At 69.3% G+C, this 20,450-nt stretch carries 21 protein-coding genes, 1 pseudogene and 1 riboswitch; of the genes and pseudogenes, 15 read left to right on the top strand and 7 right to left on the bottom strand.

Annotated features, from left to right (window positions below):
* The first annotated feature begins 101 nt into the window (after positions 1–101).
* Entirely contained in the window at positions 102–521 is a 420-nt protein-coding gene (locus ACZ4SA_RS26335; RefSeq protein WP_468279053.1) for an Imm10 family immunity protein, read from the top strand.
* Between the two features lie 239 nt (positions 522–760).
* Here ACZ4SA_RS26335 and ACZ4SA_RS26340 read toward each other — a convergent pair whose 3' ends face one another.
* Both ACZ4SA_RS26340 and ACZ4SA_RS26345 read right to left on the bottom strand, forming a co-directional pair.
* Positions 761–1,648: a universal stress protein gene (locus ACZ4SA_RS26340; protein ID WP_468279056.1), complete on the bottom strand. Its 888-nt coding sequence runs from the start codon at positions 1,646–1,648 to the stop codon at positions 761–763.
* On the bottom strand, positions 1,645–2,061 hold the full coding sequence (locus ACZ4SA_RS26345) for a hypothetical protein (protein ID WP_468279059.1): 417 nt from the start codon (positions 2,059–2,061) through the stop codon (positions 1,645–1,647). Before ACZ4SA_RS26345 ends, ACZ4SA_RS26340 begins: the two co-directional genes overlap by 4 nt.
* Before the next feature lie 575 nt (positions 2,062–2,636).
* On the opposite strand from ACZ4SA_RS26345, the pseudogene ACZ4SA_RS26350 reads away from it, so the two are divergent.
* Positions 2,637–3,266: pseudogene (locus ACZ4SA_RS26350) on the top strand (cation:proton antiporter domain-containing protein); the annotation flags it as partial.
* 158 nt (positions 3,267–3,424) lie between these two features.
* Here the strand turns inward: ACZ4SA_RS26350 and ACZ4SA_RS26355 are convergent.
* From ACZ4SA_RS26355 to gcvT, 4 genes are all read right to left on the bottom strand, one after another.
* Positions 3,425–4,795 carry an L-serine ammonia-lyase gene (locus ACZ4SA_RS26355; protein ID WP_468279253.1) on the bottom strand — a complete coding sequence of 457 codons (1,371 nt, stop codon included), beginning with the start codon at positions 4,793–4,795 and terminating at the stop codon, positions 3,425–3,427.
* A 207-nt stretch (positions 4,796–5,002) separates the two neighbouring features.
* The gene (gene glyA, locus ACZ4SA_RS26360; protein ID WP_468279062.1) at positions 5,003–6,262 is read right to left on the bottom strand and encodes a serine hydroxymethyltransferase; all 1,260 of its coding nucleotides are present in this window, start codon (positions 6,260–6,262) and stop codon (positions 5,003–5,005) included.
* Between the two features lie 33 nt (positions 6,263–6,295).
* A complete protein-coding gene (gene gcvH, locus ACZ4SA_RS26365) occupies positions 6,296–6,670 on the bottom strand; it encodes a glycine cleavage system protein GcvH (protein ID WP_468279065.1) in 375 nt (124 codons plus the stop codon).
* 78 nt (positions 6,671–6,748) lie between these two features.
* On the bottom strand, positions 6,749–7,864 hold the full coding sequence (gene gcvT, locus ACZ4SA_RS26370) for a glycine cleavage system aminomethyltransferase GcvT (RefSeq protein WP_468279068.1): 1,116 nt from the start codon (positions 7,862–7,864) through the stop codon (positions 6,749–6,751).
* A 144-nt stretch (positions 7,865–8,008) separates the two neighbouring features.
* A riboswitch (glycine riboswitch) is annotated at positions 8,009–8,105 on the bottom strand.
* A 145-nt stretch (positions 8,106–8,250) separates the two neighbouring features.
* Here gcvT and ACZ4SA_RS26375 point away from each other — a divergent pair.
* The 11 genes from ACZ4SA_RS26375 (at position 8,251) to ACZ4SA_RS26425 (ending at position 19,139) form a co-directional block, all read left to right on the top strand.
* The gene (locus ACZ4SA_RS26375) at positions 8,251–8,934 is read left to right on the top strand and encodes an AAA family ATPase (RefSeq protein WP_468279071.1); all 684 of its coding nucleotides are present in this window, start codon (positions 8,251–8,253) and stop codon (positions 8,932–8,934) included.
* Positions 8,935–9,075: 141 nt separating this feature from the next.
* A complete protein-coding gene (locus tag ACZ4SA_RS26380; protein ID WP_468279073.1) occupies positions 9,076–9,855 on the top strand; it encodes an enhanced serine sensitivity protein SseB in 780 nt (259 codons plus the stop codon).
* Between the two features lie 106 nt (positions 9,856–9,961).
* A complete protein-coding gene (locus ACZ4SA_RS26385) occupies positions 9,962–10,753 on the top strand; it encodes an enhanced serine sensitivity protein SseB C-terminal domain-containing protein (protein WP_468279077.1) in 792 nt (263 codons plus the stop codon).
* Between the two features lie 203 nt (positions 10,754–10,956).
* On the top strand, positions 10,957–12,627 hold the full coding sequence (locus tag ACZ4SA_RS26390; protein WP_468279080.1) for an ABC transporter substrate-binding protein: 1,671 nt from the start codon (positions 10,957–10,959) through the stop codon (positions 12,625–12,627).
* An 85-nt stretch (positions 12,628–12,712) separates the two neighbouring features.
* A complete protein-coding gene (locus ACZ4SA_RS26395) occupies positions 12,713–13,717 on the top strand; it encodes an ABC transporter permease (RefSeq protein ID WP_468279083.1) in 1,005 nt (334 codons plus the stop codon).
* Between the two features lies 1 nt (position 13,718).
* Positions 13,719–14,681 (top strand): ABC transporter permease, encoded by a 963-nt coding sequence (locus ACZ4SA_RS26400; RefSeq protein WP_468279086.1) that lies wholly within the window; start codon positions 13,719–13,721, stop codon positions 14,679–14,681.
* 6 nt (positions 14,682–14,687) lie between these two features.
* Complete coding sequence (locus ACZ4SA_RS26405) at positions 14,688–15,686, top strand: ABC transporter ATP-binding protein (RefSeq protein ID WP_468279089.1); 999 nt, start codon at positions 14,688–14,690, stop codon at positions 15,684–15,686.
* On the top strand, positions 15,683–16,990 hold the full coding sequence (locus ACZ4SA_RS26410) for an ABC transporter ATP-binding protein (RefSeq protein WP_468279092.1): 1,308 nt from the start codon (positions 15,683–15,685) through the stop codon (positions 16,988–16,990). Before ACZ4SA_RS26405 ends, ACZ4SA_RS26410 begins: the two co-directional genes overlap by 4 nt.
* A gap of 46 nt (positions 16,991–17,036) precedes the next feature.
* Complete coding sequence (locus ACZ4SA_RS26415; RefSeq protein WP_468279095.1) at positions 17,037–17,696, top strand: trimeric intracellular cation channel family protein; 660 nt, start codon at positions 17,037–17,039, stop codon at positions 17,694–17,696.
* Between the two features lie 77 nt (positions 17,697–17,773).
* Positions 17,774–18,622, top strand: coding sequence for a thioesterase family protein (locus tag ACZ4SA_RS26420; protein WP_468279098.1), 849 nt, complete (start codon positions 17,774–17,776; stop codon positions 18,620–18,622).
* 145 nt (positions 18,623–18,767) lie between these two features.
* Positions 18,768–19,139, top strand: a complete 372-nt coding sequence (locus ACZ4SA_RS26425) for a WCX domain-containing protein (RefSeq protein WP_468279100.1) — start codon at positions 18,768–18,770, stop codon at positions 19,137–19,139.
* On the opposite strand, the gene ACZ4SA_RS26430 is transcribed toward ACZ4SA_RS26425, so the two are convergent.
* Entirely contained in the window at positions 19,108–19,722 is a 615-nt protein-coding gene (locus tag ACZ4SA_RS26430; protein ID WP_468279103.1) for a TetR family transcriptional regulator, read from the bottom strand. The genes ACZ4SA_RS26425 and ACZ4SA_RS26430 overlap by 32 nt on opposite strands.
* 106 nt (positions 19,723–19,828) lie before the next feature.
* Here ACZ4SA_RS26430 and ACZ4SA_RS26435 point away from each other — a divergent pair, with 106 nt between their 5' ends.
* A complete protein-coding gene (locus ACZ4SA_RS26435) occupies positions 19,829–19,984 on the top strand; it encodes a hypothetical protein (protein ID WP_468279106.1) in 156 nt (51 codons plus the stop codon).
* Positions 19,985–20,028: 44 nt separating this feature from the next.
* A complete protein-coding gene (locus tag ACZ4SA_RS26440) occupies positions 20,029–20,409 on the top strand; it encodes a hypothetical protein (RefSeq protein WP_468279109.1) in 381 nt (126 codons plus the stop codon).
* The last annotated feature ends 41 nt before the right edge of the window (positions 20,410–20,450 follow it).

Here is a 20,450-nt window from a genome sequence, read left to right on the forward strand (position 1 = left end):
AACAAGAACCCCAAGCCGTTCATCTGGACGAAGACCGCCGACGACATCCTCGACACCCTCGCCGCCTACTGCACACGAATTAACGACTCAGGACACTAGCGATGAGACTGACCGCCACAGAGGTCGGGTTCTTTGAGGACTACGTGGATGAGGAGGCCCTTGAGGTAGGCGTCAGGGGGGTCGACGATGCTGGCGTTCGGAGGTCATTCTCGATCCAGCGATCCACCTTTGAGCCAGACGAGCAGGAAGTGCAGTCTGGAATGGACTCCTATAACCTCTCGAACGAGCAGGGGTTCACGGTTTACGGCTGCTTGCGGCGCGTGCGGCTTAACGGCACGCTACTGGCCCTGGAGTTCGCAGCTGAAGACGCGGAGATTCTTGAAATCCCGGCTCTCGTGGAAGTAGACCTGCGTGATTCGGGAGTCGATATCACGAACCTGTCCACGAAACTCAGTGAGATCTTGGACTGGGGGCCCGCCGAGAAGCGGCCAGAGCTGATCGGGCTGAACGTTTCCGAGTAGCCGTCTGGTGAGCGAGTTTCTCGCCTTACGCTGACGCTGGCCGTTCAGATCAATGCATATGGGCCCCGCCCGGAAGTCCTTCCGGGCGGGGCCCATATGGCGTTTGACGGCAACGCTGACGGCAACGTCAGCGGACGACGGCTGCGGCGGGTGGGTCGTGGGTGTCGTTGTCCGTCGAGCTGAGGGCGTTGCCGAGGGTGGGCTTCGGCGGCGGATGCACCCGGGCTGCCCAGGGCCGCCTACCCTTCCTTCGTTGGTCCCGGAACGACGGCAACGGGGCACAGGGCCGTGTGCAGGACTTCGTTGGTCACGGAGCCGAGAAGCAGTGTGCGCAGTCGCGCTCGGCCCCGTGATCCGACGACGAGCAGGTCCGCCTTCCTGGACAGCTCCGTCAAGTTCGTCGCCGGATGCGCTCCCCAGTCGATACGCAGGCCGACAGGCACCGCCGGGTATCGTCCGGTGAACTCGGTGATCTGCCCGGTGAGAAAGCGCCGTGCGCTGTTCTCGGACTCACTCGCAGTCGACTCGTCCATACCGTTGTGGCCGGGGAGCAGTGGGGGGCGGTACATGGCGTGTACGACTTCCAGGTGGGCGGTCCGGCGGGCGGCCTCCGCGAATGCGAACTCCAGCGCCTCGGGCCGGAAATGCACGATGTCGACGCCGGCGATGACGACGTTCCTCGGCGGGCCGGCGTCTTGGCCCGGGCGGGTGACGAGCACGGGGCACTCGGCGTGGGTTGCCACGTGGAGGCTCACCGATCCCAGAGGCAGGCGCGGGAAGCCGCCGCCGCCGCGGTGCGCCAGCACCACGAGTGAAGCCGCCGCCGAGCGTTCGACCAGTGTTCCGGCCGGGTCGCCGAGGGGCAGTTCTCCGGCGACGACGATGTTCGGAAACGCGGACCGTGCAATGGTCTCGAAGTGGTCCACCAGGGCCGCGCTCCGCCGCACGGCCGCTCGTGCTTCGGCATCCTTCTCTGCCGCGTCCCCGAAAGGGCTGGGCTGTCGGACGGCGTGCACCACGTGCAGCGGGGTGGCGCGCAGTGCGGCCTGATGGGCGGCGTACCTGACGAGGGCGTCCTGGTCCTCGGCGTCGTCGACGCCGACCATGACGGGCTTGGCGTCAGTCATCTCGACTCCTGTCGGGGTGAAGGCGGCTCCTCGGCGACGTCAAGAACCGCGGGCGGGGCCAGCCCGTTCGGCTGCAACGGCGCCTGTGTGCCGCTGGGTGACGACAGGATCGCTGTAAGGAGCAGTCCGAGAATGGCCACGGCGGCAAGTACCACCGCGGCCACGGCGCTCCGTGAGCGCTGGTCGCCACCGTCCTCTGCCTGGTCGACGAGATCCTCGTCCGCAGTCCGGTCCCCGGCCCGGCCGTCGCAGCGGCCCGTTTGCCGCTCCTCGGCCTGCGCTGTCCCTTCGTCGCACAGGTCGGTGAACTGGCTGTTGATGGCGTGGATGCGTTGTGCCAGTTCGGGATCCTCGCGGGCGAGACTCTGTTCAATCCGGGCGAACGCGTGTTCTTCGTTCATCGCGGAACTCATACTGATCGCCTCCCTGCTCTGGCGAATCCATGACTCGCGCCCGAGGACCACTGTCGGCCACTGCATCCGCCACCTCCCGACACGCCGTTTCGCGGCACGCAGACTCCGGCTCCGGTAGAACGCGGTACCCGAGTACCCCCTCCGCGGCACGCGAGACGTACGGCGGTGGAGGGAATGCGGCGCGGGCGTGGTCTTTTGGCCGAGCCATGGCAAAGGGAAGGCGCAACAGCCGTACAAGAGTGATCCGGGCGCCCTTATCAGGTTTGTCTCGATTCGACGTGGATGCAAGGGCCGCGTGCTCGTGCCGTGTCCGGAGACCGGGCACCCCTGCCGTCCGCAGTCGAGCAGCCACTCTCACCACGACGCCGAACCCGGGCACCGCCGCGCGGCTCCAAGCGGTGCCGAGGGTGACCTCGCCGTGGGCGACGCGAGCCGGACGCACCAGCTCTCCCGCCGCTGCCGGGGATCGCGCCGGTTTACGCGGGCATGTGATCTCCGGAGACAGTTGGCCGCGGTTCCGTGCGGCATGAGCGCGGGGCCACGGGGTGGTGCGGCGGAAGGACAGGCACAGCGCAGTGACAATCGCCGATGCGGTGTTCGCGTGGTTGGGAGCCGGAGCGCTGCTTGCAGCAGTGCTCCCCCGGGTGGTGGCCGGACGTCCGCTCTCGATGCCCCTGCTGTTCTTGGCGGCTGGCGTAGGCGTGTACCTGCTGCCCCTGCCGCTGCCTGTGATCGATCCGGTGGAAGACCGGCGGCTGACGGAACACATCACCGAGATCGGAGTGATCATCTCGCTGATGGGCGCCGGGCTGGCGCTCAACCGACCCGTCGGCTGGCGTCGGTGGGGCGCGACCTGGAGGCTGCTGGGCGTCACGATGATGTTGACCGTCGTGGCCACCGCCCTTGCGGCGTGGTGGCTGCTGGACTGGTCGCCCGCAGCCGCCCTGCTGCTGGCCGCCGTCCTCGCCCCGACTGATCCGGTGCTCGCCTCAGAGGTGCGGGTGGGTGAGCCCACCGAGGATGAGCACGACGAGGACGAGGTGCGCTTTGCCCTCACCAGCGAGGCGGGCCTCAACGACGGGCTTGCCTTTCCCCTGACGTACGCGGCTGTCGCGCTGGCCGCCGCCGCGGGAAGCGGCTGGTCGGCCGCCTGGGTCGGCGCCTGGGCGGTGGAGGACGTCGCCTTCAAGTGCACCGTGGGTGTGACGAACTCACGCTTGCCTCGGAAGCCACGGCTGTACAAGGGACATCCCAGGGACTTTCACGTCTGTCCCAGGGAGATTCCGGGGACTTTCCGCCGTGCAAGCAGGGAAGGCCCTGACAGCGCTGAAAGAAGGGAACGCGCTGGTCAGGGCCTACCGCCTCAGCACTCGATGATGTTCACCGCGAGCCCGCCCCGCGCCGTCTCCTTGTACTTCACCGACATGTCCGCGCCGGTGTCCTTCATCGTCTTGATGACCTTGTCGAGCGACACCTTGTGGCTGCCGTCGCCGCGCATCGCCATCCGGGCCGCGGTGACGGCCTTGACCGCCGCCATGCCGTTGCGCTCGATGCACGGGATCTGGACCAGGCCGCCGACCGGGTCGCAGGTGAGGCCCAGGTTGTGCTCCATGCCGATCTCCGCGGCGTTCTCGACCTGCTCGGGGGAGCCGCCGAGGACCTCGGCGAGCGCGCCGGCGGCCATCGAGCAGGCGGAGCCTACCTCGCCCTGGCAGCCGACCTCGGCGCCGGAGATGGAGGCGTTCTCCTTGAAGAGCATGCCGATCGCGCCCGCGGCGAGCAGGAAGTCGACGATGCCCTCCTCGTCGGCGCCCGGCACGAAGTTCATGTAGTAGTGCAGGACCGCCGGGATGATGCCCGCCGCGCCGTTGGTGGGGGCGGTGACGACCCGGCCGCCGGCCGCGTTCTCCTCGTTGACGGCCATCGCATAGAGCGTGATCCACTCCATGGCCAGCGCCTGCGGGTCGCCCTCGGAGCGCAGCTTGCGAGCCGTCGTGGCGGCGCGGCGGCGGACCTTGAGGCCGCCGGGGAGGATGCCCTCGCGGGCCATGCCGCGCGAGACACACGCCTGCATGACGCGCCAGATCTCCAGCAGGCCCTCGCGGATCTCGTCCTCGGTGCGCCAGGCCTTCTCGTTCTCCAGCATCAGTGCGGAGATCGACAGACCGGTCTCCTTGGTGAGCCGCAGCAGCTCGTCACCGGTGCGGAAGGGATACTTGAGCACCGTGTCGTCCGGGATGATCGGGTTGTCGCCCGCCACGGCGTCCTCGTCGACGACGAAGCCGCCGCCGACGGAGTAGTACGTCTTCTCCAGCAGCGTGGTGCCCTCGGCGTCGCGGGCGATCACCGTCATGCCGTTGGCGTGGTACGGCAGGGCCTTGCGGCGGTGCAGGACGAGGTCCTCGTCGAAGTCGAAGCCGATCTCGTGGGCGCCGAGCAGGTTGATCCGCTTGTCCGCCTTGATCCGCTCGACCTGCTCGTCGGCGCTCTCGACGTCGACCGTGCGCGGGGAGTTGCCCTCCAGGCCCAGCAGCACGGCCTTCGGCGTGCCGTGGCCGTGGCCGGTCGCGCCCAGGGAGCCGTACAGCTCGGCGCGTATTGAGGCGGTGTGGGCGAGCAGGCCCTCGTTCTTCAGACGGCGGGCGAACATCCGGGCGGCGCGCATCGGGCCCACCGTGTGGGAGCTGGACGGGCCGATGCCGATCGAGAACAGGTCGAAGACCGAGAGGGCCACGGGGAACTCCTTGTGGGGGTGGTAGACGCCGTTGTCTGCCGGGTGGTGCAGAGGCATTGCGTGGGTGCGGGGTGCGGGGTGCGGGGTGCGGGGTGCGGGGTGCGGGGTGCGTAGTGCGGGGTGCCGACGTGGTGCGGGGCACCGCGCTCACGGTCCAGTGTGCGCGGTGCCCCTTTTGTTTCGCTCCGGTCTGTTACGGGAGATCCGTCACAGACCGGGGTAGAGCGGGTGCTTCGTGGCCAGGGCGGTCACCCGGGCGCGCAGCGCCTGCACGTCGTACGACGGCTTCAGCGCCTCGGCGATGATGTCCGCGACCTCGCGGAAGTCCTCGTCCTGGAAGCCGCGGGTGGCGAGCGCCGGGGTGCCGATCCGCAGGCCCGAGGTGACCATCGGGGGCCGGGGGTCGTTCGGGATGGCGTTGCGGTTGACGGTGATCCCGACCTCGTGGAGGCGGTCCTCGGCCTGCTGCCCGTCGAGCTCGCTGTTGCGCAGGTCCACCAGGACCAGGTGCACGTCGGTGCCGCCGGACAGGACGGAGACGCCGTGCTCGGTGACGTCCGCCTGGACCAGGCGCTCGGCGAGGATGCGGGCGCCGTCCAGCGTGCGCTGCTGGCGCTCCTTGAACTCCTCGGAGGCCGCGACCTTGAAGGAGACCGCCTTGGCCGCGATGACGTGCTCGAGCGGGCCGCCCTGCTGGCCGGGGAAGACCGCGGAGTTGATCTTCTTGGCGAGTTCCTGCGTCGACAGGATCACACCGCCGCGCGGACCGCCGAGGGTCTTGTGCGTGGTGGTGGTGACGACGTGGGCGTGCGGCACCGGGTTGGGGTGCAGACCCGCGGCGACCAGGCCCGCGAAGTGGGCCATGTCGACCATCAGGTAGGCGCCGACCTCGTCCGCGATCCGGCGGAACGCGGCGAAGTCCAGCTGACGGGGGTAGGCGGACCAGCCGGCGACGATCAGCTTCGGCTTGGACTCCTTGGCCAGCCGCTCGACCTCGGCCATGTCGACCTGGCCGGTGGCGTCGTCGACGTGGTAGGCGACCACGTTGTAGAGCTTGCCGGAGAAGTTGATCTTCATGCCGTGGGTCAGGTGACCGCCGTGGGCCAGGTTCAGGCCCATGATCGTGTCGCCCGGCTTCAGCAGGGCGAACATCGCAGCCGCGTTCGCCTGCGCGCCCGAGTGGGGCTGCACGTTGGCGTGCTCCGCGCCGAACAGCGCCTTGATGCGGTCGATCGCGATCTGCTCGACCACGTCGACGTGCTCGCAGCCGCCGTAGTAGCGGCGGCCCGGGTAGCCCTCGGCGTACTTGTTGGTGAGGACGGAGCCCTGGGCCTCCATGACCGCGACCGGAGCGAAGTTCTCCGAGGCGATCATCTCGAGGGTGGACTGCTGACGGTGGAGCTCGGCGTCGACAGCGGCGGCGACGTCCGGGTCCAGCTCGTGAAGAGGGGTGTTGAGAAGCGACATCACTCGGTCCCTAAGGTCTTGGTCAGCGCTTGGTCAGCCGGCGAAATCGGTGTACTCGTCCGCGGAGAGCAGGTCCTTCGGCTCCTCGCTGACACGCACCTTGAACAGCCAACCGCCCTCGAAGGGGGCGGAGTTCACCAGCGACGGGTCGTTGACGACGTCCTCGTTGGCCTCGGTGACCTCACCGCTGACCGGGGAGTACAGATCGCTGACCGACTTGGTGGACTCCAGCTCGCCGCAGGTCTCGCCCGCGGTCACCGTGTCACCGACCTCGGGGAGCTGGACGTACACCACGTCGCCGAGCGCGTTCGCCGCGTGCTCCGTGATGCCGACCGTCGACACGCCGTCCTCGGCGGTCGACAGCCACTCGTGCTCCTTGCTGTAGCGCAGCTGCTGGGGGTTGCTCATGACGTGAATTCTCCTGTACGCGGGGGAGTGCTGGTGAACGGGGAGAGGGTGCCGACGATCACTTCCGGCACCGGAGGATCACTTCTGGCGCTTGTAGAACGGCAGCGCGACGACGTCGTACGGCTCGTGGGTGCCGCGGATGTCCACACTCACGCCCTCGGTGCCCGGCGCGGCGTGCGCGGCGTCCACGTAGGCCATGGCGATCGGCTTGCCGAGGGTCGGGCTCGGCGCGCCGGAGGTCACCTCGCCGACGACCTGGCCGCCGGCGACGACCTGCATCCCGGCGCGCGGGACGCGGCGGCCCCGGGCGACGAGGCCCACGAGCTTGCGCGGGGGTGCCGTCCCGGCCCGCTCCGCGGCGGCGGCGAGCGACTCGCGCCCCACGAAGTCGCCGTCCTTCTCGAACTTCACGACCCGGCCGAGCCCCGCGTCGAACGGGGTGAGCGCGGTGGTCAGCTCGTGCCCGTACAGCGGCATGCCCGCCTCCAGACGCAGCGTGTCACGGCAGGACAGGCCGCACGGGATCAGGCCGGCCGGTGCGCCCGCGTCGATCAGCGCCTGCCAGAGCTTCTCCGCGTGCTGCGGCTCGACGAACAGCTCGAAGCCGTCCTCGCCGGTGTAGCCGGTACGGGCGATCAGCGCCGGCACGCCCGCCACCGTGCCGGGCAGCCCCGCGTAGTACTTCAGGCCGTCCAGATCGGCGTCGGTGAGAGACTTCAGGATGCCGGGGGACTCCGGGCCCTGGACGGCGATCAGCGCGTACGCGTCACGGTCGTCCCGGACGGTCGCGTCGAAGCCGGCCGCGCGCTCGGTCAGCGCGTCCAGCACGATCTGGGCGTTGCCGGCGTTGGCGACGACCATGTACTCCTGCTCCTGGAGCCGGTACACGATCAGGTCGTCGACGATGCCGCCGTCCTCCTGGCAGATCATGGTGTAGCGGGCGCGGCCGACGCCGACGGTGCCGATGTTGCCGACCAGCGCGTGGTTCAGCATGTCGACCGCCTGCGGGCCGGTGACGGTGATCTCGCCCATGTGGGAGAGGTCGAAGAGGCCGGCCTTGGTGCGGACGGCGATGTGCTCGTCCCGCTCGCTGCCGTACCGCAGCGGCATGTCCCAGCCGGCGAAATCGGTCATGGTCGCGCCCAGCGACCTGTGCAGGGCGTCGAGTGCGGTCAGACGGGGGGCGTGGCTCATAGGTGTGGCTCCCAGGGCATGGCTGCGAGGACAATCCTCCCCATCTGTCATCGGAACCTGAGAGGTTCGCCCCGACTCCGCGTACGGGTAGTCGTGACTTGCACCTTGGGTGGAGCCACGTGCGGCTCGCTTTTCAGATCTGCCTCATCGCACGCGGTACGGGGCCTGAGAGATTCAAGGGAGGAACTTGCTCCTTCGGCGCCCGCCACAGATGTGGCCGGGACTCTCCCGCGCGGATTCAAGCGGCCGGTATGCAGTTGGCGCGCACATCATTGCACGCATCGGGGAAGAGTGGAGCGTGAGGCCGCCCTGAAATCGCTTGAGCCGTATTACCAATTCTTTACACTTCATGGGCAAGGGTGTGGGATGACCCGAAGGGGGATGGCATGACGTTGCAGCCGACCGGTGCATACGCCACGACCGCGGGGGTGGCCGCCCAGCCGGGACTGCCCGCAGTTCCGGCCCGGACCGGGGCGCCGGCACGCGTCCGGCCGGCCAAGTCCGTCCTGCGCGACCTCAGGGAGTGCCCGGGCAGCAGCCCGCACAGCCTTGTCTTCGCCGCGGGCGACGTGGTGGTCGTCTCCGGCCTCCCCGGCAGCGGCAAGTCCACGCTGATGCGCCGCGCCGTGCGGGAGCGGGGGATCGACTCGCAGGACACCCGCGACCGCTGGGACGCCCGGATGCCCCGCCTTCTGCCGTACGCCGTCTACCGACCCCTCGTCCGTCTGGCCCACTACGCCGGACTCCGGCGTGCCCTGCGTTCGGGTGAAAGTGTCGTCGTCCACGACTGCGGCACGCAGGCGTGGGTCCGCCGCTGGCTCGCCCGCGAGACGCGGCGGCGGGGCACGTCCCTGCACCTGGTGCTCCTGGACGTCACCCCCCAAGTCGCCAGAGCGGGCCAGCGCGAGCGTGGCCGCGGCGTCTCCGGCTACGCGTTCGCCCGCCATCGCCGTGCGGTGAGCCGCCTGGTCGCAGCGGCGGAGTCGGGACGCCTGCCGGGAGGCTGTGCGTCGGCGGTCCTACTGGACCGCGAGTCGGCGGGGTCGCTGAGGCGGCTGGGTTTCGCGTAGGGGACATCCGGGCGGGGGTGGGGGCGGGCCTCGGCCCCGGCGCCTCAGCAGCTGCGGCCCGGCGCCCCCGCAGGCGTCGCCGCCCCGCCACCGGCGCTAAGGTCGGGGCCGGCGCACCGCCCCGCACGAAGGACGACCCCCATGGAGACATCCCACACCGGCTGGCCCGGCAACGAGCTCGAAGAGGTGCTGGCCGCATCCCTCGGAAACCCCGCCGCCGGAGGCCGCCTCGTCGAGGTGCTCGGACGCAGTCCGATATGGGTCCCGCTGCCCAACGGCGGCGCCCCGGACAGCCCGAACCTCGATCTCCCCACCATGGACATCGACGGCGCCGCCTACGTCCCCGTCTTCAGCTCCGAGCAGCAGTTCCTCCAGTGCGTCGGCACCCACATGTCGTTCACCGTCGCGCCCGCCAGGGAATTCGCCCGCGGTCTGCCGCCGCAGCTCGGCGTCGCCGTGAACCCTGGCGGGGCGGTCGGCGTGCCCCTCCCTCCCCAGGCCGTCGCCGAGCTGTGCCGAGCGGGGCGGACACCTCATGGGGGCACCTCCCATGCCGAAGGCCATGGGGGAGTGCCCGCTTCCGGCGGTCGCGTGCGGTTGTTCGAGCCGGACTGGAAGGAGGAGCCGGTCGACTTCCTTGCCGCAGCCGCCGGTGAGTTCGAGACTGCCGGTGTCGTTCTGACCGCCCGCCGCGCGCTCGCCTCCATCGAGGGCGACGCGCCGACGCTGTTCATCGGCGTCCAGGTCTCGTCCTGGGAGGGCGCCGACAGTAACGCCCCCATGGACGCCCTCGGCAGGGCCCTCGGCCGGGTCCAGCTGCCGTGGCCGGTCAACCTCGTGCTGCTCGACGTCGCCCGGGACCCCGTGGGCGACTGGATGCTCGAGCGGGTGCGGCCCTTCTATAAACGGCAGCACGCGTAGTGGTCAAGTCTTTGCCGGGTCTCCCGATTAACCTGGTTTGATGGCCTGAACGGCTCGACCAGGGGCCGTGACAGACGGCGGGGTTCTCAAGAGGGGCGGAATCAGGGTGAGTGCGTCAGGCACCGCGGCGGCCGGGCAGGTCGAGCACATGCTGCGCCAGGTGACTCCCGGCCGCTACGACGCGTACGAGGCGCTGCTGCACGCCCTTGCCGACCCCGCGGGCGGCCGGATCTGGATGCTGCTGTGGCACGGGCAGCCCGGTTCGCCCGATGCCCAGTACGGGAACATGGAGGTCGACGGCGTCTGTTACGCACCGTGCGTCACCTCCGCACAGGAGCTCGCCGTCTCCGGCTGGACCCGTGCGCACGAGGTCGTCACCGGCCGCGACATCGCCCGCGCGCTCTACCCGGACCGCTGGGGAATCTGGCTCAATCCGCATGCGCCGGGCGGCGGCGTCGGCATCCCCTGGCTCGATCTGCGCCGTATCGCCACGGGCCTGGACCGGATGCCCGCGGGCCCGCTGCGGCTTTCCGACCCGGCGATCGAGATCCCGCAGTTCTACGCCCTGCTCACCCAGAACGCCCACCGCACCCCCGCCATCCGCTCCCTGCGGCGCGCCTGGGTGCAGCCCGCGATCGGGCCCGCGTATCTGGCCATCGGCCTGGACCTCTACGACACCGGCAGGCAGTCGGTCGACGCCGTGCGCGCGATGATGCAGCAGTCGGTGGCCGCCGTCCCGGACGGGCTTCCGGTCTCCACCGTCGCCATGTCCGACGAGTTCGATCCGATCACCATGTGGATGCGGGTCAACGCCCGTCCGTTCTACGATCGCGACGCCCACGCCGGAGCCCCGGCCGCCGGCGGCGGGTACGGCTACCCTCCGCCGCACACCCGCTGAGCTGGGAATGGCGCGAATGAACTCCGGCAGATGTCAAGGGTGTTAACCCGTCCGGTGAGGATGTCCCGGATCTGCCCGGTTTGTTGAGTGTCCGGGTCTCGAGTAGGTATCACCGCTATCCGGACTGTTCTCCCAGGTGTCTCCCGTCTGTAGTGTTCGGCCGTCAATACCTCTCCACACGGCGGAACCATGGGGTGGACCCAATGCGAATATTCAAGTCCGGCGCAGTCCGGGCGATCACGGCGGCGGTCGCTGTCGGCCTGATCGCGACCGGCTGTTCCAGCGAGCGGGGCAAGGATGGTGCCGAGGGGGGCGCCAAGGACACCTTCGTCTTCGCCGGAGCCGGTGACCCCGGCTCTCTGGACCCCGCGCTCGCGAGCGACGGTGAGACCTTCCGGGTCACCCGTCAGGCCTTCGAGGCCCTGCTCGAACACGAGTCGGGCGGCAGCAAGCTCGTCGGCGGCCTCGCCGAGAAGTGGTCGAGCGACCCGGCCGGCAAGGTCTGGACGTTCAACCTGCGCAAGGGCGTGAAGTTCCACGACGGAGAGGCGTTCAACGCCGCCGCGGTCTGCGCGAACTACGACCACTGGTTCAACTGGAAGGGCACCTACCAGTCGAGCGCGGTCTCCTACTACTGGCAGACCATCATGGGCGGCTTCGCGAAGAACGAGGACAAGGAAGCCCCCAAGCCGAACTACAAGTCCTGCACGGCCAAGGACGAGAACACGGCGGTCATCGAGGTCAACGAAACCTCGGCGAACCTGCCCGGCGGCTTCTCCCTCCAGGCGCTGGCGATCCACTCGCCGAAGGCCATCAAGGAGTACGAGAAGCAGGACGCGACCGCCAAGGGCGACGCGATCACGTACCCCGAGTACAGCCAGGAGGCCGGCACGGTCGCCGGCACCGGCCCGTACAAGATCGTGAAGTGGAACAAGGGCAACAAGGAAGTCTCCCTTGAGCGCTTCGACGACTACTGGGGCGAGAAGGCCAAGGTCAAGAACCTGATCTTCCGCACGATCGACACCGAGGCCGGCCGCCGCCAGGCGCTGCAGGCCGGTGACATCGACGGCTACGACCTGGTCGCGCCCGCCGATGTGAAGACGCTGGAGAAGGAGGGTTACGAGGTCCCGACCCGTGACGTCTTCAACATCTTCTACGTCGGTATGACGCAGTCGAAGAACCCGGCGTTGAAGAAGCCCGAGGTCCGGCAGGCCATCTCGCACGCCATCGACCGTGAGGGCATCGTCAAGACCCAGCTGCCCGAAGGCGGCAAGGTCGCGACGCAGTTCATGCCCGACACGGTCGCCGGTTTCTCGGACAAGGTGAAGACCTACCCGTTCGACACGGCCAAGGCCAAGGAACTCCTCAAGGCGGCGGGTGAGGAGAAGCTCAAGATCGAGTTCTGCTACCCGACCGAGGTCACCCGCCCGTACATGCCCGCACCGCAGGACATGTTCGAGCGCATGAAGGCCGACCTGGAGAAGGCCGGCATCACGGTCACCCCGAAGGCCATGAAGTGGGCCCCGGACTACCTGGACGCCACCGAGTCCGGCTCCTGCGCCCTGCACATGCTCGGCTGGACCGGCGACTTCAACGACGGCTACAACTTCATCGGCACCTGGTTCGCCGGGCCCGACAAGCAGTGGGGCTTCAACGACAAGAAGGTCTTCGACGCGGTGAACGCCGCCTCGAAGGTCACCGACCCCGCGGGCCGCGTCGAGGCCTACAAGAAGGCCAACGAGACGATCATGGAGTACGTCCCGGGTGTCCCGATCTCGGCTTCCCCGCCGGCGATCGCCTTCGCCAAGAACGTCAACCCGCCGAACGTCTCCCCGCTGACGCAGGAGAACTTCGCCGAGGTCTCCTTCAAGTAATCGCACACCAGCGGGTCCGCCCGGCCACGGAATCCCGGTGGCCGGGCGGAGCCGCATCAACGCACGTAAGAAAGGGGCATGCGGGGTGCTGCGACTCGTCGTACGAAGACTGCTACAGCTCATACCCACCCTGCTCGGCCTGTCGGTTCTGCTCTTCCTCTGGCTGAACCGGCTGCCCGGCGGACCCGCCTCAGCGATCCTGGGCGAGCGGGCGACCGAAGCCGAAGTGGCGCGCATCAACCGGGTCCTCGGGCTCGACCAGCCCGTCCACGTCCAGTACTGGCGCTTCCTCAAGCGCATCTTCGAACTGGACCTCGGTACGTCCACCCAGACCGGTCAGCCGGTGTGGGACGAGTTCGCGACTCGATTCCCCGCCACGGTGGAACTCAGCATCGTCGCGATCCTGATTGCCATCGTTGTCGGGATCCCGCTCGGCTACCTGGCGGCCAAGCGCCGCGGTGGCTGGCTCGACGTCGCCTCCGTCTCCGGGTCGCTGATCGGCATCTGCATCCCGGTGTTCTTCCTGGCCCTGCTCCTGAAGAACTTCTTCGCCGTCCGACTCGGGCTGTTCCCGACGTACGGACGGCTCGAGAGCGGCCTGGACGCCACCACTGTGACCGGGTTCGGTGTCCTGGACGGTCTCCTGACGGGCGAATTCGATGCAGCTGCGGACGCGCTGCACCACCTGATCCTGCCCGCCATCGCGCTCTCCTCCATCCCGCTCGCCGTCATCGTCCGAATGACCCGGGCCAGCGTGCTGGAGGTGCTCGGCGAGGACTACGTCCGCACCGCCGAGTCCAAGGGGCTGAACAACCGGGTCGTCCGTGGCCGCCACGTACTGCGCAACGCGCTGCTGCCGGTGATCACTGCTATCGGTCTGCTGACCGGAAGCCTGCTGTCCGGAGCGGTGTTGACCGAGTCGGTGTTCTCCTTCGGAGGCATCGGCTCCTTCATCCGCACCTCGATCGACGCCCGTGACTACCCGGTGCTCGTCGGCTTCATCCTCTTCATTGCGATGGTGTACGTCCTCATCAACCTGCTGGTCGACCTCGCGTACAGCATCATCGACCCGAGAGTGCGGGTGCACTGACGTGACGACCTTGACGAAGAAGGCCGACAAGATCGATCGGCTCGCCGAGCTGATGCAGACGTCCGAGGCCACCAGCGGCGCAAGCCTTTGGCGCGAGGCCATGCGCCGGCTCCGTGCCAGCAAGATGGCGATCATCGGCGCGGTCGTCATCGGACTGTTCGTGATCCTCGCGGTCGTCGGGCCGTGGATCGCGCCGTACAGCCCCTCCGCCCAGACATGGCGTAGCGAGGTCTTCGCCAACAAGGGCGAGTTCGTCGGCGCACGCGACGGAAACTGGTTCGGTCTCGACCATCTGGGCCGCGACATGTTCTCCCGGATCCTCGTGGGAGCCCGGCAGACCCTGATGGTCGGCGTCGTGTCGATGCTCATCGGGCTGATCGTCGGCGCGCTCATCGGTGTCTTCTCCGGTGCCGCGGCGACCCTCGGCGGCAGGGCAGGGGAGCGCGTCGACACCGTGATCATGCGCTTCACCGACATCATGCTGTCGCTGCCGTCGCTGCTGCTGGCGGTTTCGATCGCCGCGGTGATGGGCCAGTCGCTGACCACGGTGATGATCGCTGTCGGTGTCGTGCAGATTCCGATCTTCGCGCGAATGCTGCGCGGCTCCATGCTGGTGCAGGGCAGCTCCGACTACGTCCTCGCGGCCAAGGCGCTCGGCATCCGCAAGAAGCGCATCGTCCTCACGCAGATCCTGCCGAACTCGCTCAGCCCCGTGATCGTCCAGGCGACGCTCAGCCTCGCCACCGCGATCATCGAGGCTGCGGCCCTGTCCTACCTGGGACTCGGCAACCCGGATCCGGCGATCCCCGAATGGGGCGTCATGCTCGCCCAGGCCGAACGGTTCTTCGACAACGAGCCGATGATGGCGGCCTACCCCGCCATCGGCATCATCATCACCGCCCTCGGCTTCACCCTGCTCGGCGAGGCCATGCGCGAAGCCCTCGACCCGAAGCTGCGAGGCTGAAGTCCCATGGCACTGCTCTCTGTTGACGAACTCAGCGTCACTTTCACCGCCAAGGGCCGCAAGGACTCCACGGCCGTCGACGGCGTCTCCTTCGACGTCGACCAGGGCCAGGTCGTCGGTCTCGTGGGCGAGTCGGGCTGCGGCAAGTCCGTGACCTCGCTCGCCCTGATGGGCCTGCTGCCCCACAAGGGCGTCAAGGTCGGCGGGCGCGCGGAATTCGACGGCCAGGACCTGCTGAGCATGAGCCCGCGCACGATGCGGGACATGCGCGGCAGTCAGCTGGCGATGATCTTCCAGGACCCGCTGTCCTCGCTCAACCCGGTCGTCCCCATCGGGGTCCAGGTCACCGAGATCCTCCAGCGCCACCGCGGCCTGAAGGGGGAGGCCGCCCGCAAGGAGGCCGCCCACCTGCTGGACCGGGTCGGCATTCCCGACCCCACCCGGCGGCTCAAGGAGTACCCGCATCAGCTTTCCGGCGGTATGCGCCAGCGTGCGCTGATCGCCATGGCCGTCGCCTGTGCTCCCAGGATGCTGATCGCCGACGAGCCGACCACGGCGCTCGACGTGACCATCCAGGCGCAGATCCTGGAACTGCTCAAGGAACTGGTCGACCAGGAGGGCACCGCCCTGCTGATGATCACCCACGACCTGGGTGTGGTGGCCGGCCTCTGCGACCAGGTCAACGTCCTGTACGCGGGCCGGGCGGTGGAGTCCGCGGGCCGCCGCGAGCTGTTCGCGCACCCCACCCACCCGTATGCGCACGGTCTCCTCGGGTCCATCCCGCGCCTCGACGCACCGCGCGGCGAAGCGCTCAGCCCCATCCGCGGATCCATCAACGACAGGATCGCCTGGGCCGACGGCTGCGCCTTCGCGCCCCGTTGCGACCACTACACGATGGAGTGCCTGACCGGCACACCCGAACTGACCGAACCACGCGCGGCCGGACACCAGGTGCGCTGCGTCAACCCGGTCCTTCCCAAGCCCAAGGCGGAGGTCTCGGCATGAGCCTGCTCGAACTCGACGATGTGAAGGTCCACTTCCCCGTCAAGAAGGGCGTTCTCTTCAACCGCACGGTCGGCCACGTCTACGCGGTCGACGGGGTGTCGCTCAAGGTCGAGGCCGGCCAGACGTACGGGCTCGTGGGCGAGTCGGGCTGCGGCAAGACGACGCTCGGCCGTAGCGTGCTGCGGCTCGTGGACATCACCGCCGGAGAGGTCGTCTTCGACGGCACCGACCTGGCCAAGCTGCCGGACGAGGAGATGCGCCGGTACCGGCGCAGGCTCCAGATGGTCTTCCAGGACCCGCTCGGCAGCCTCAACCCGCGGCAGAACATCGAGTCGATCCTCAGCGAGGGCATGGCCGCGCACGGGATCGGCAAGGACCAGAACGAGCGCCGGGAGAAGATCAAGGAGATCCTCGCCAGGGTCGGTCTGCCGACCAACGCGCTCTCGCGCTACCCGCACGAGTTCTCCGGCGGCCAGCGTCAGCGCATCGGCATCGCCCGGGCACTGGTCCTCGAGCCCGACGTGATCATCTGTGACGAGCCGGTCTCCGCGCTCGACGTGTCCGTGCAGGCGCAGGTGATCAACCTGCTGGAGGAGCTCCAGGAATCGCTGGGCCTGACGTACCTCGTCATCGCCCACGATCTGGCCGTCGTCCGGCACATCTCGGACGTCATCGGGGTCATGTACCTGGGCTCCCTGGTCGAGGAGGCGCCCAGCGACGCGCTGTACGCGGGGCCCAAGCACCCGTACACCAAGGCGCTCATGTCGGCGGTGCCGGTTCCCGACCCGGAGGTCGAGGACCGCCGGGAGCGGATCCTGCTCCAGGGGGACCTGCCCTCACCGGCGAACCCGCCGGCCGGCTGCCGCTTCCACACCCGGTGCCCCTGGGCGCAGGACAAGTGCGCGGTCGAGCGGCCGGTGCTGACGGACGTCGGAGACGGGCACAAGGTGGCCTGCCACTTCGCGGCCGAGATCGAGACGGGAACGCTCGAGCTGACGCGGCCGACGGGGATCGAGGCGGTCACGGAGACCGAGGCCGTCGAGGCGGAAGGCCCTGACGAGCCGAAGTCCACGGTGCCGGTGCAGGCGTCCGGGGACGAGGCACCCGCGAAGGCCGAGGCGGCGAAGGGCGACGCGGACGCGCCCGTCGACGCCCCGGACCCCGGGCCCGAGACGTCCGAGGCCGACGCATCGGAGCCGGAGCCGGCGGCCGACGCGGCAGAGACGACGGCACGCGCAGCGGACGCCCCCGCTGACGCTCCGGAGGCGGACGCTTCCGAGGAGGAGTCGAGCAGGACCGCCTGACGGACTCGCGCGCATCTTGGAGCACCGGGCGTTGTAGAACTGTCCGGTGCTCCAAGAACTGTTCACGCCCTCCGTCCAGCACGCCCTCGAGCTCGTCGGGATCTTCGTCTTCGCGATCTCCGGGGCGCTGCTCGCCGTACGCAAGAACTTCGACGTGTTCGGCATGGCGGTCCTCGCCGAGGTCACGGCGCTGGGTGGAGGGCTGCTGCGGGACCTGATCATCGGGGCCGTACCGCCGGCGGCCTTCACCGACCTCGGGTACTTCGTCACACCACTGGTGGCGACGGCGCTGGTCTTCTTCCTGCATCCGCACGTCGAGCGCATCCAGGTCGCCGTCAACGTATTCGACGCGGCCGGCCTCGGCCTCTTCTGCGTCACCGGCACGACCAAGGCGTACGAGTACGGCCTCGGCCTCACCGCCTCCGCGACGCTCGGTCTGGCCACGGCCGTCGGCGGCGGTGTGCTGCGCGACGTGCTGGCCAACGAGGTGCCGTCGCTGCTGCGCTGGGACCGTGACCTGTACGCGGTGCCCGCGATGGTCGGCGCGACGATGGTCGTGCTCTGCATCCGGTTCGAGACCCTGGGCCCGTTCACCAGCGGGCTGGCGGCGATGACGGCCTTCGTTCTGCGGCTGCTGGCGATGCACTACCACTGGCGGGCGCCGAGAGCCTGGAACCGGCGTTCAGAGGCCACCGAAGGCGAGTAAGGGCAGGTGAGAGCGGTCACGGGCCTGCCGCAACAAGAAAGCTACCGCTTAGTAGTTACTTGTTGTACCGTACCGCCATGGCAGAAGCAGTGGCTCAGGCGACGATCGGTGACAGCGAGTTCGACCGCGACACCGCGATCACCCTGCGCGAGACGGGCGTCTACGACGCGGCGCTCTCGTCGGGTTGGACAATCATCCACGCCGTCAACGGCGGGTATCTCTTGGCGCTCCTGGGCCGGGCACTCGGCGACGCGCTGCCCCACCCCGACCCGTTCTCGGTGTCGGCGCACTACCTCACGGCCTCCCAGCCGGGCCCCGCGGTGATCCGCACCGAGACCGTGCGCACCGGGCGCACGCTCTCCACCGGCCAGGCGTCCCTCTTCCAGTACGAGGAGGACGGGACGGAGGTCGAGCGCATCCGTGTGCTCGCCACGTACGGCGATCTGGACACCCTCCCGGACGACGTACGCACCACCGCCAAGCCGCCGGCGATCCCGCCGCAGGAGCACTGCTTCGGACCGTCCGACGGCCCGGCCCCGATCCCGGGCAGCTCGGCGATCACCGAGCGCCTGGACATCAGGCTGGACCCGACGACGGTCGGCTGGGCGATCGGCGCCCCTTCCGGCAAGGGCGAGATGCGGGGCTGGTTCGGCCTGGCGGACGGGCGCGACGCGGACCCGCTGTCTCTGCTGCTGACGGTGGACGCGCTGCCGCCGACCTCGTTCGAGCTGGGGCTCGCGGGCTGGACCCCGACGGTCGAACTGACCACCCACATCCGTTGCCGCCCCGCCCCCGGGCCGCTGCGGGTCTCGATCACGACGCGGAACCTGGCGGGCGGCTTCCTCGAGGAGGACGCGGACGTCTGGGACTCCGCGGACCGCCTGGTCGCCCAGTCCCGCCAGTTGGCCAAGGCTCCCCGCGACTGACCCGCCGGCGCCTCGGGGCGCGGGACCGGATCACACCTCGCGCCCAGCCACGCCGCCGGCCGCCCGTAGGCGTCCGCGTCCGCCGGGGCCTCGCGCACCGCGGCGAACCACCTCCTCGCCGAGCCGGGTCCGCGGGCAGCGCCTGATGGGCCAACGGAAGTGCGGTGAGGGCCAGTTCCTCGTCCAGCGGTACCGGGTGCCCGAGCGCCCGCGACAGATCCCAGGTGTGGGTCAGGGTCTCCATCACGTACCCGCCGACGGCCGCCCGCCGGAGCCGCACGGTGACGGCTGGTCGCGGGTGCCGCTCGTACTGCCCGCACCGGGGGCGGTGCGGACGCTGCTTGCGTTCGGCGAGAGCGTCGAGGTGCTGGAACCGGCAGAGGCGCGCGAGACCGCCGCGGCGGCGGCCGCGGTCGTGGACCTGTACCGGGGCGGCGGTCGGGCTGCCGAACCGCCGCGCGCCGGTGGCCGGGAGGCGGCGATCGTCAGTCCAGCCAGTGGCGGCGTCCCAGACTGATCAGCCGGAGCCGGCGCCGCGCGGTGTCGGCGACCCGCGCCGCACCCTCCGGGCCCGCCTCGAGAAAGGCGTAGCCCGTGGTAATCATGTGGTCGACGTACACGCCGGCGAGCATCCGCAGGTCCTCCTCGTTCCAGCCGGCCGACTCCGGCTCGTCGGCGAAGGCCTGTACGACCTCGTCGGTGAACCGGCGCAACTGTTCGGCTATCGCCGCGCGGACCGGAGCGACACCGCCGTGCCGCTCACGCGCGACGAAGCGCACATGGAGCGGCGACGTGCGGACCAGCTCGGCGATGAGGGCGACCGCCTCATCGATGCGCTGCTCGTCACCGTCCTTGTGGAGCGCCTGGCCGATCGGTACGTGCAGAGAGCCGAGCGTCTCCTCCACCAGCGCCACACCGAGATCGGCCATGTCGCGGAAGTGCCGGTAGAACGCGGTCGGCGCGACGCCCACGGCCCGGGTGACCTCGCGCAGCCCGAGGCTGCTCAGGCTCTGCTCCTCCAGCAGCCCGAGTGCCGCGTCGAGGAGGGCCTGACGCGTCTTCTGCTTCTGGGCCTGGCGGATGCCCACGGTGTGACTCATGACATTCAGTAAACAACCGTTCTCCGAAGAAGGGAAGAGTAGACTCGGCAGTCAGTGAACAGTCGTATCTACAAGTGTTCACCAAGAAGTCGCCGAAAGGATGACGATGATCGCCCTTGTAGCAGCACTTCTCCTGCTGGGAATCATGCTGGGCGCCGTGGTCCAACTCCCCGCCACCGTCTCGCTGGTGGCCGCCTCCGTCATCGGCTGCTGGCTGCTCGTCTTCGCCGTGCGCGAGCGCGGCCGCGCCCGCCGCAACTGAACCCCCGCACGACCCCTCGTACCGGCACCGGAAGGAGAGACGTCATGCAACTCGCCGAACTCGTGACTCGGCAGCACCGGAGCGGCGCCCCGCCCGACACCGCGCCCGACACGGAAAGCCCCGCCGAGGCGCCGACAGCAGCGAACGGCCCCGCCGATGCGTCGACGAACAACTTCGCCGAGGAACGCCGCAAGGACGCCGACGGCATGGCCGTCGCCGCGTTCGTGCTGGGCCTCGTCGGACTGCTCGTGATGAACATCGTGCTCGGCCCGACCGCCGTCGTGCTCGCGGCCCTCGCCCTGCGGCGCGGCACCGAGCGCCGCGGCCGCGCGCTGCTCGGCCTCGCTCTCGGCGTGGCCGACCTCGTGCTGCTCGCCGTACTCGTGACCGTCAACGGGTCCGTCGTCTGGAGCTTCGGCGGCTGACATCGGCTGCGCCCGCCGGGACCGAGCCGCTCCCGGCGCGC

Source organism: Streptomyces sp. NPDC027962, from assembly GCF_055566095.1.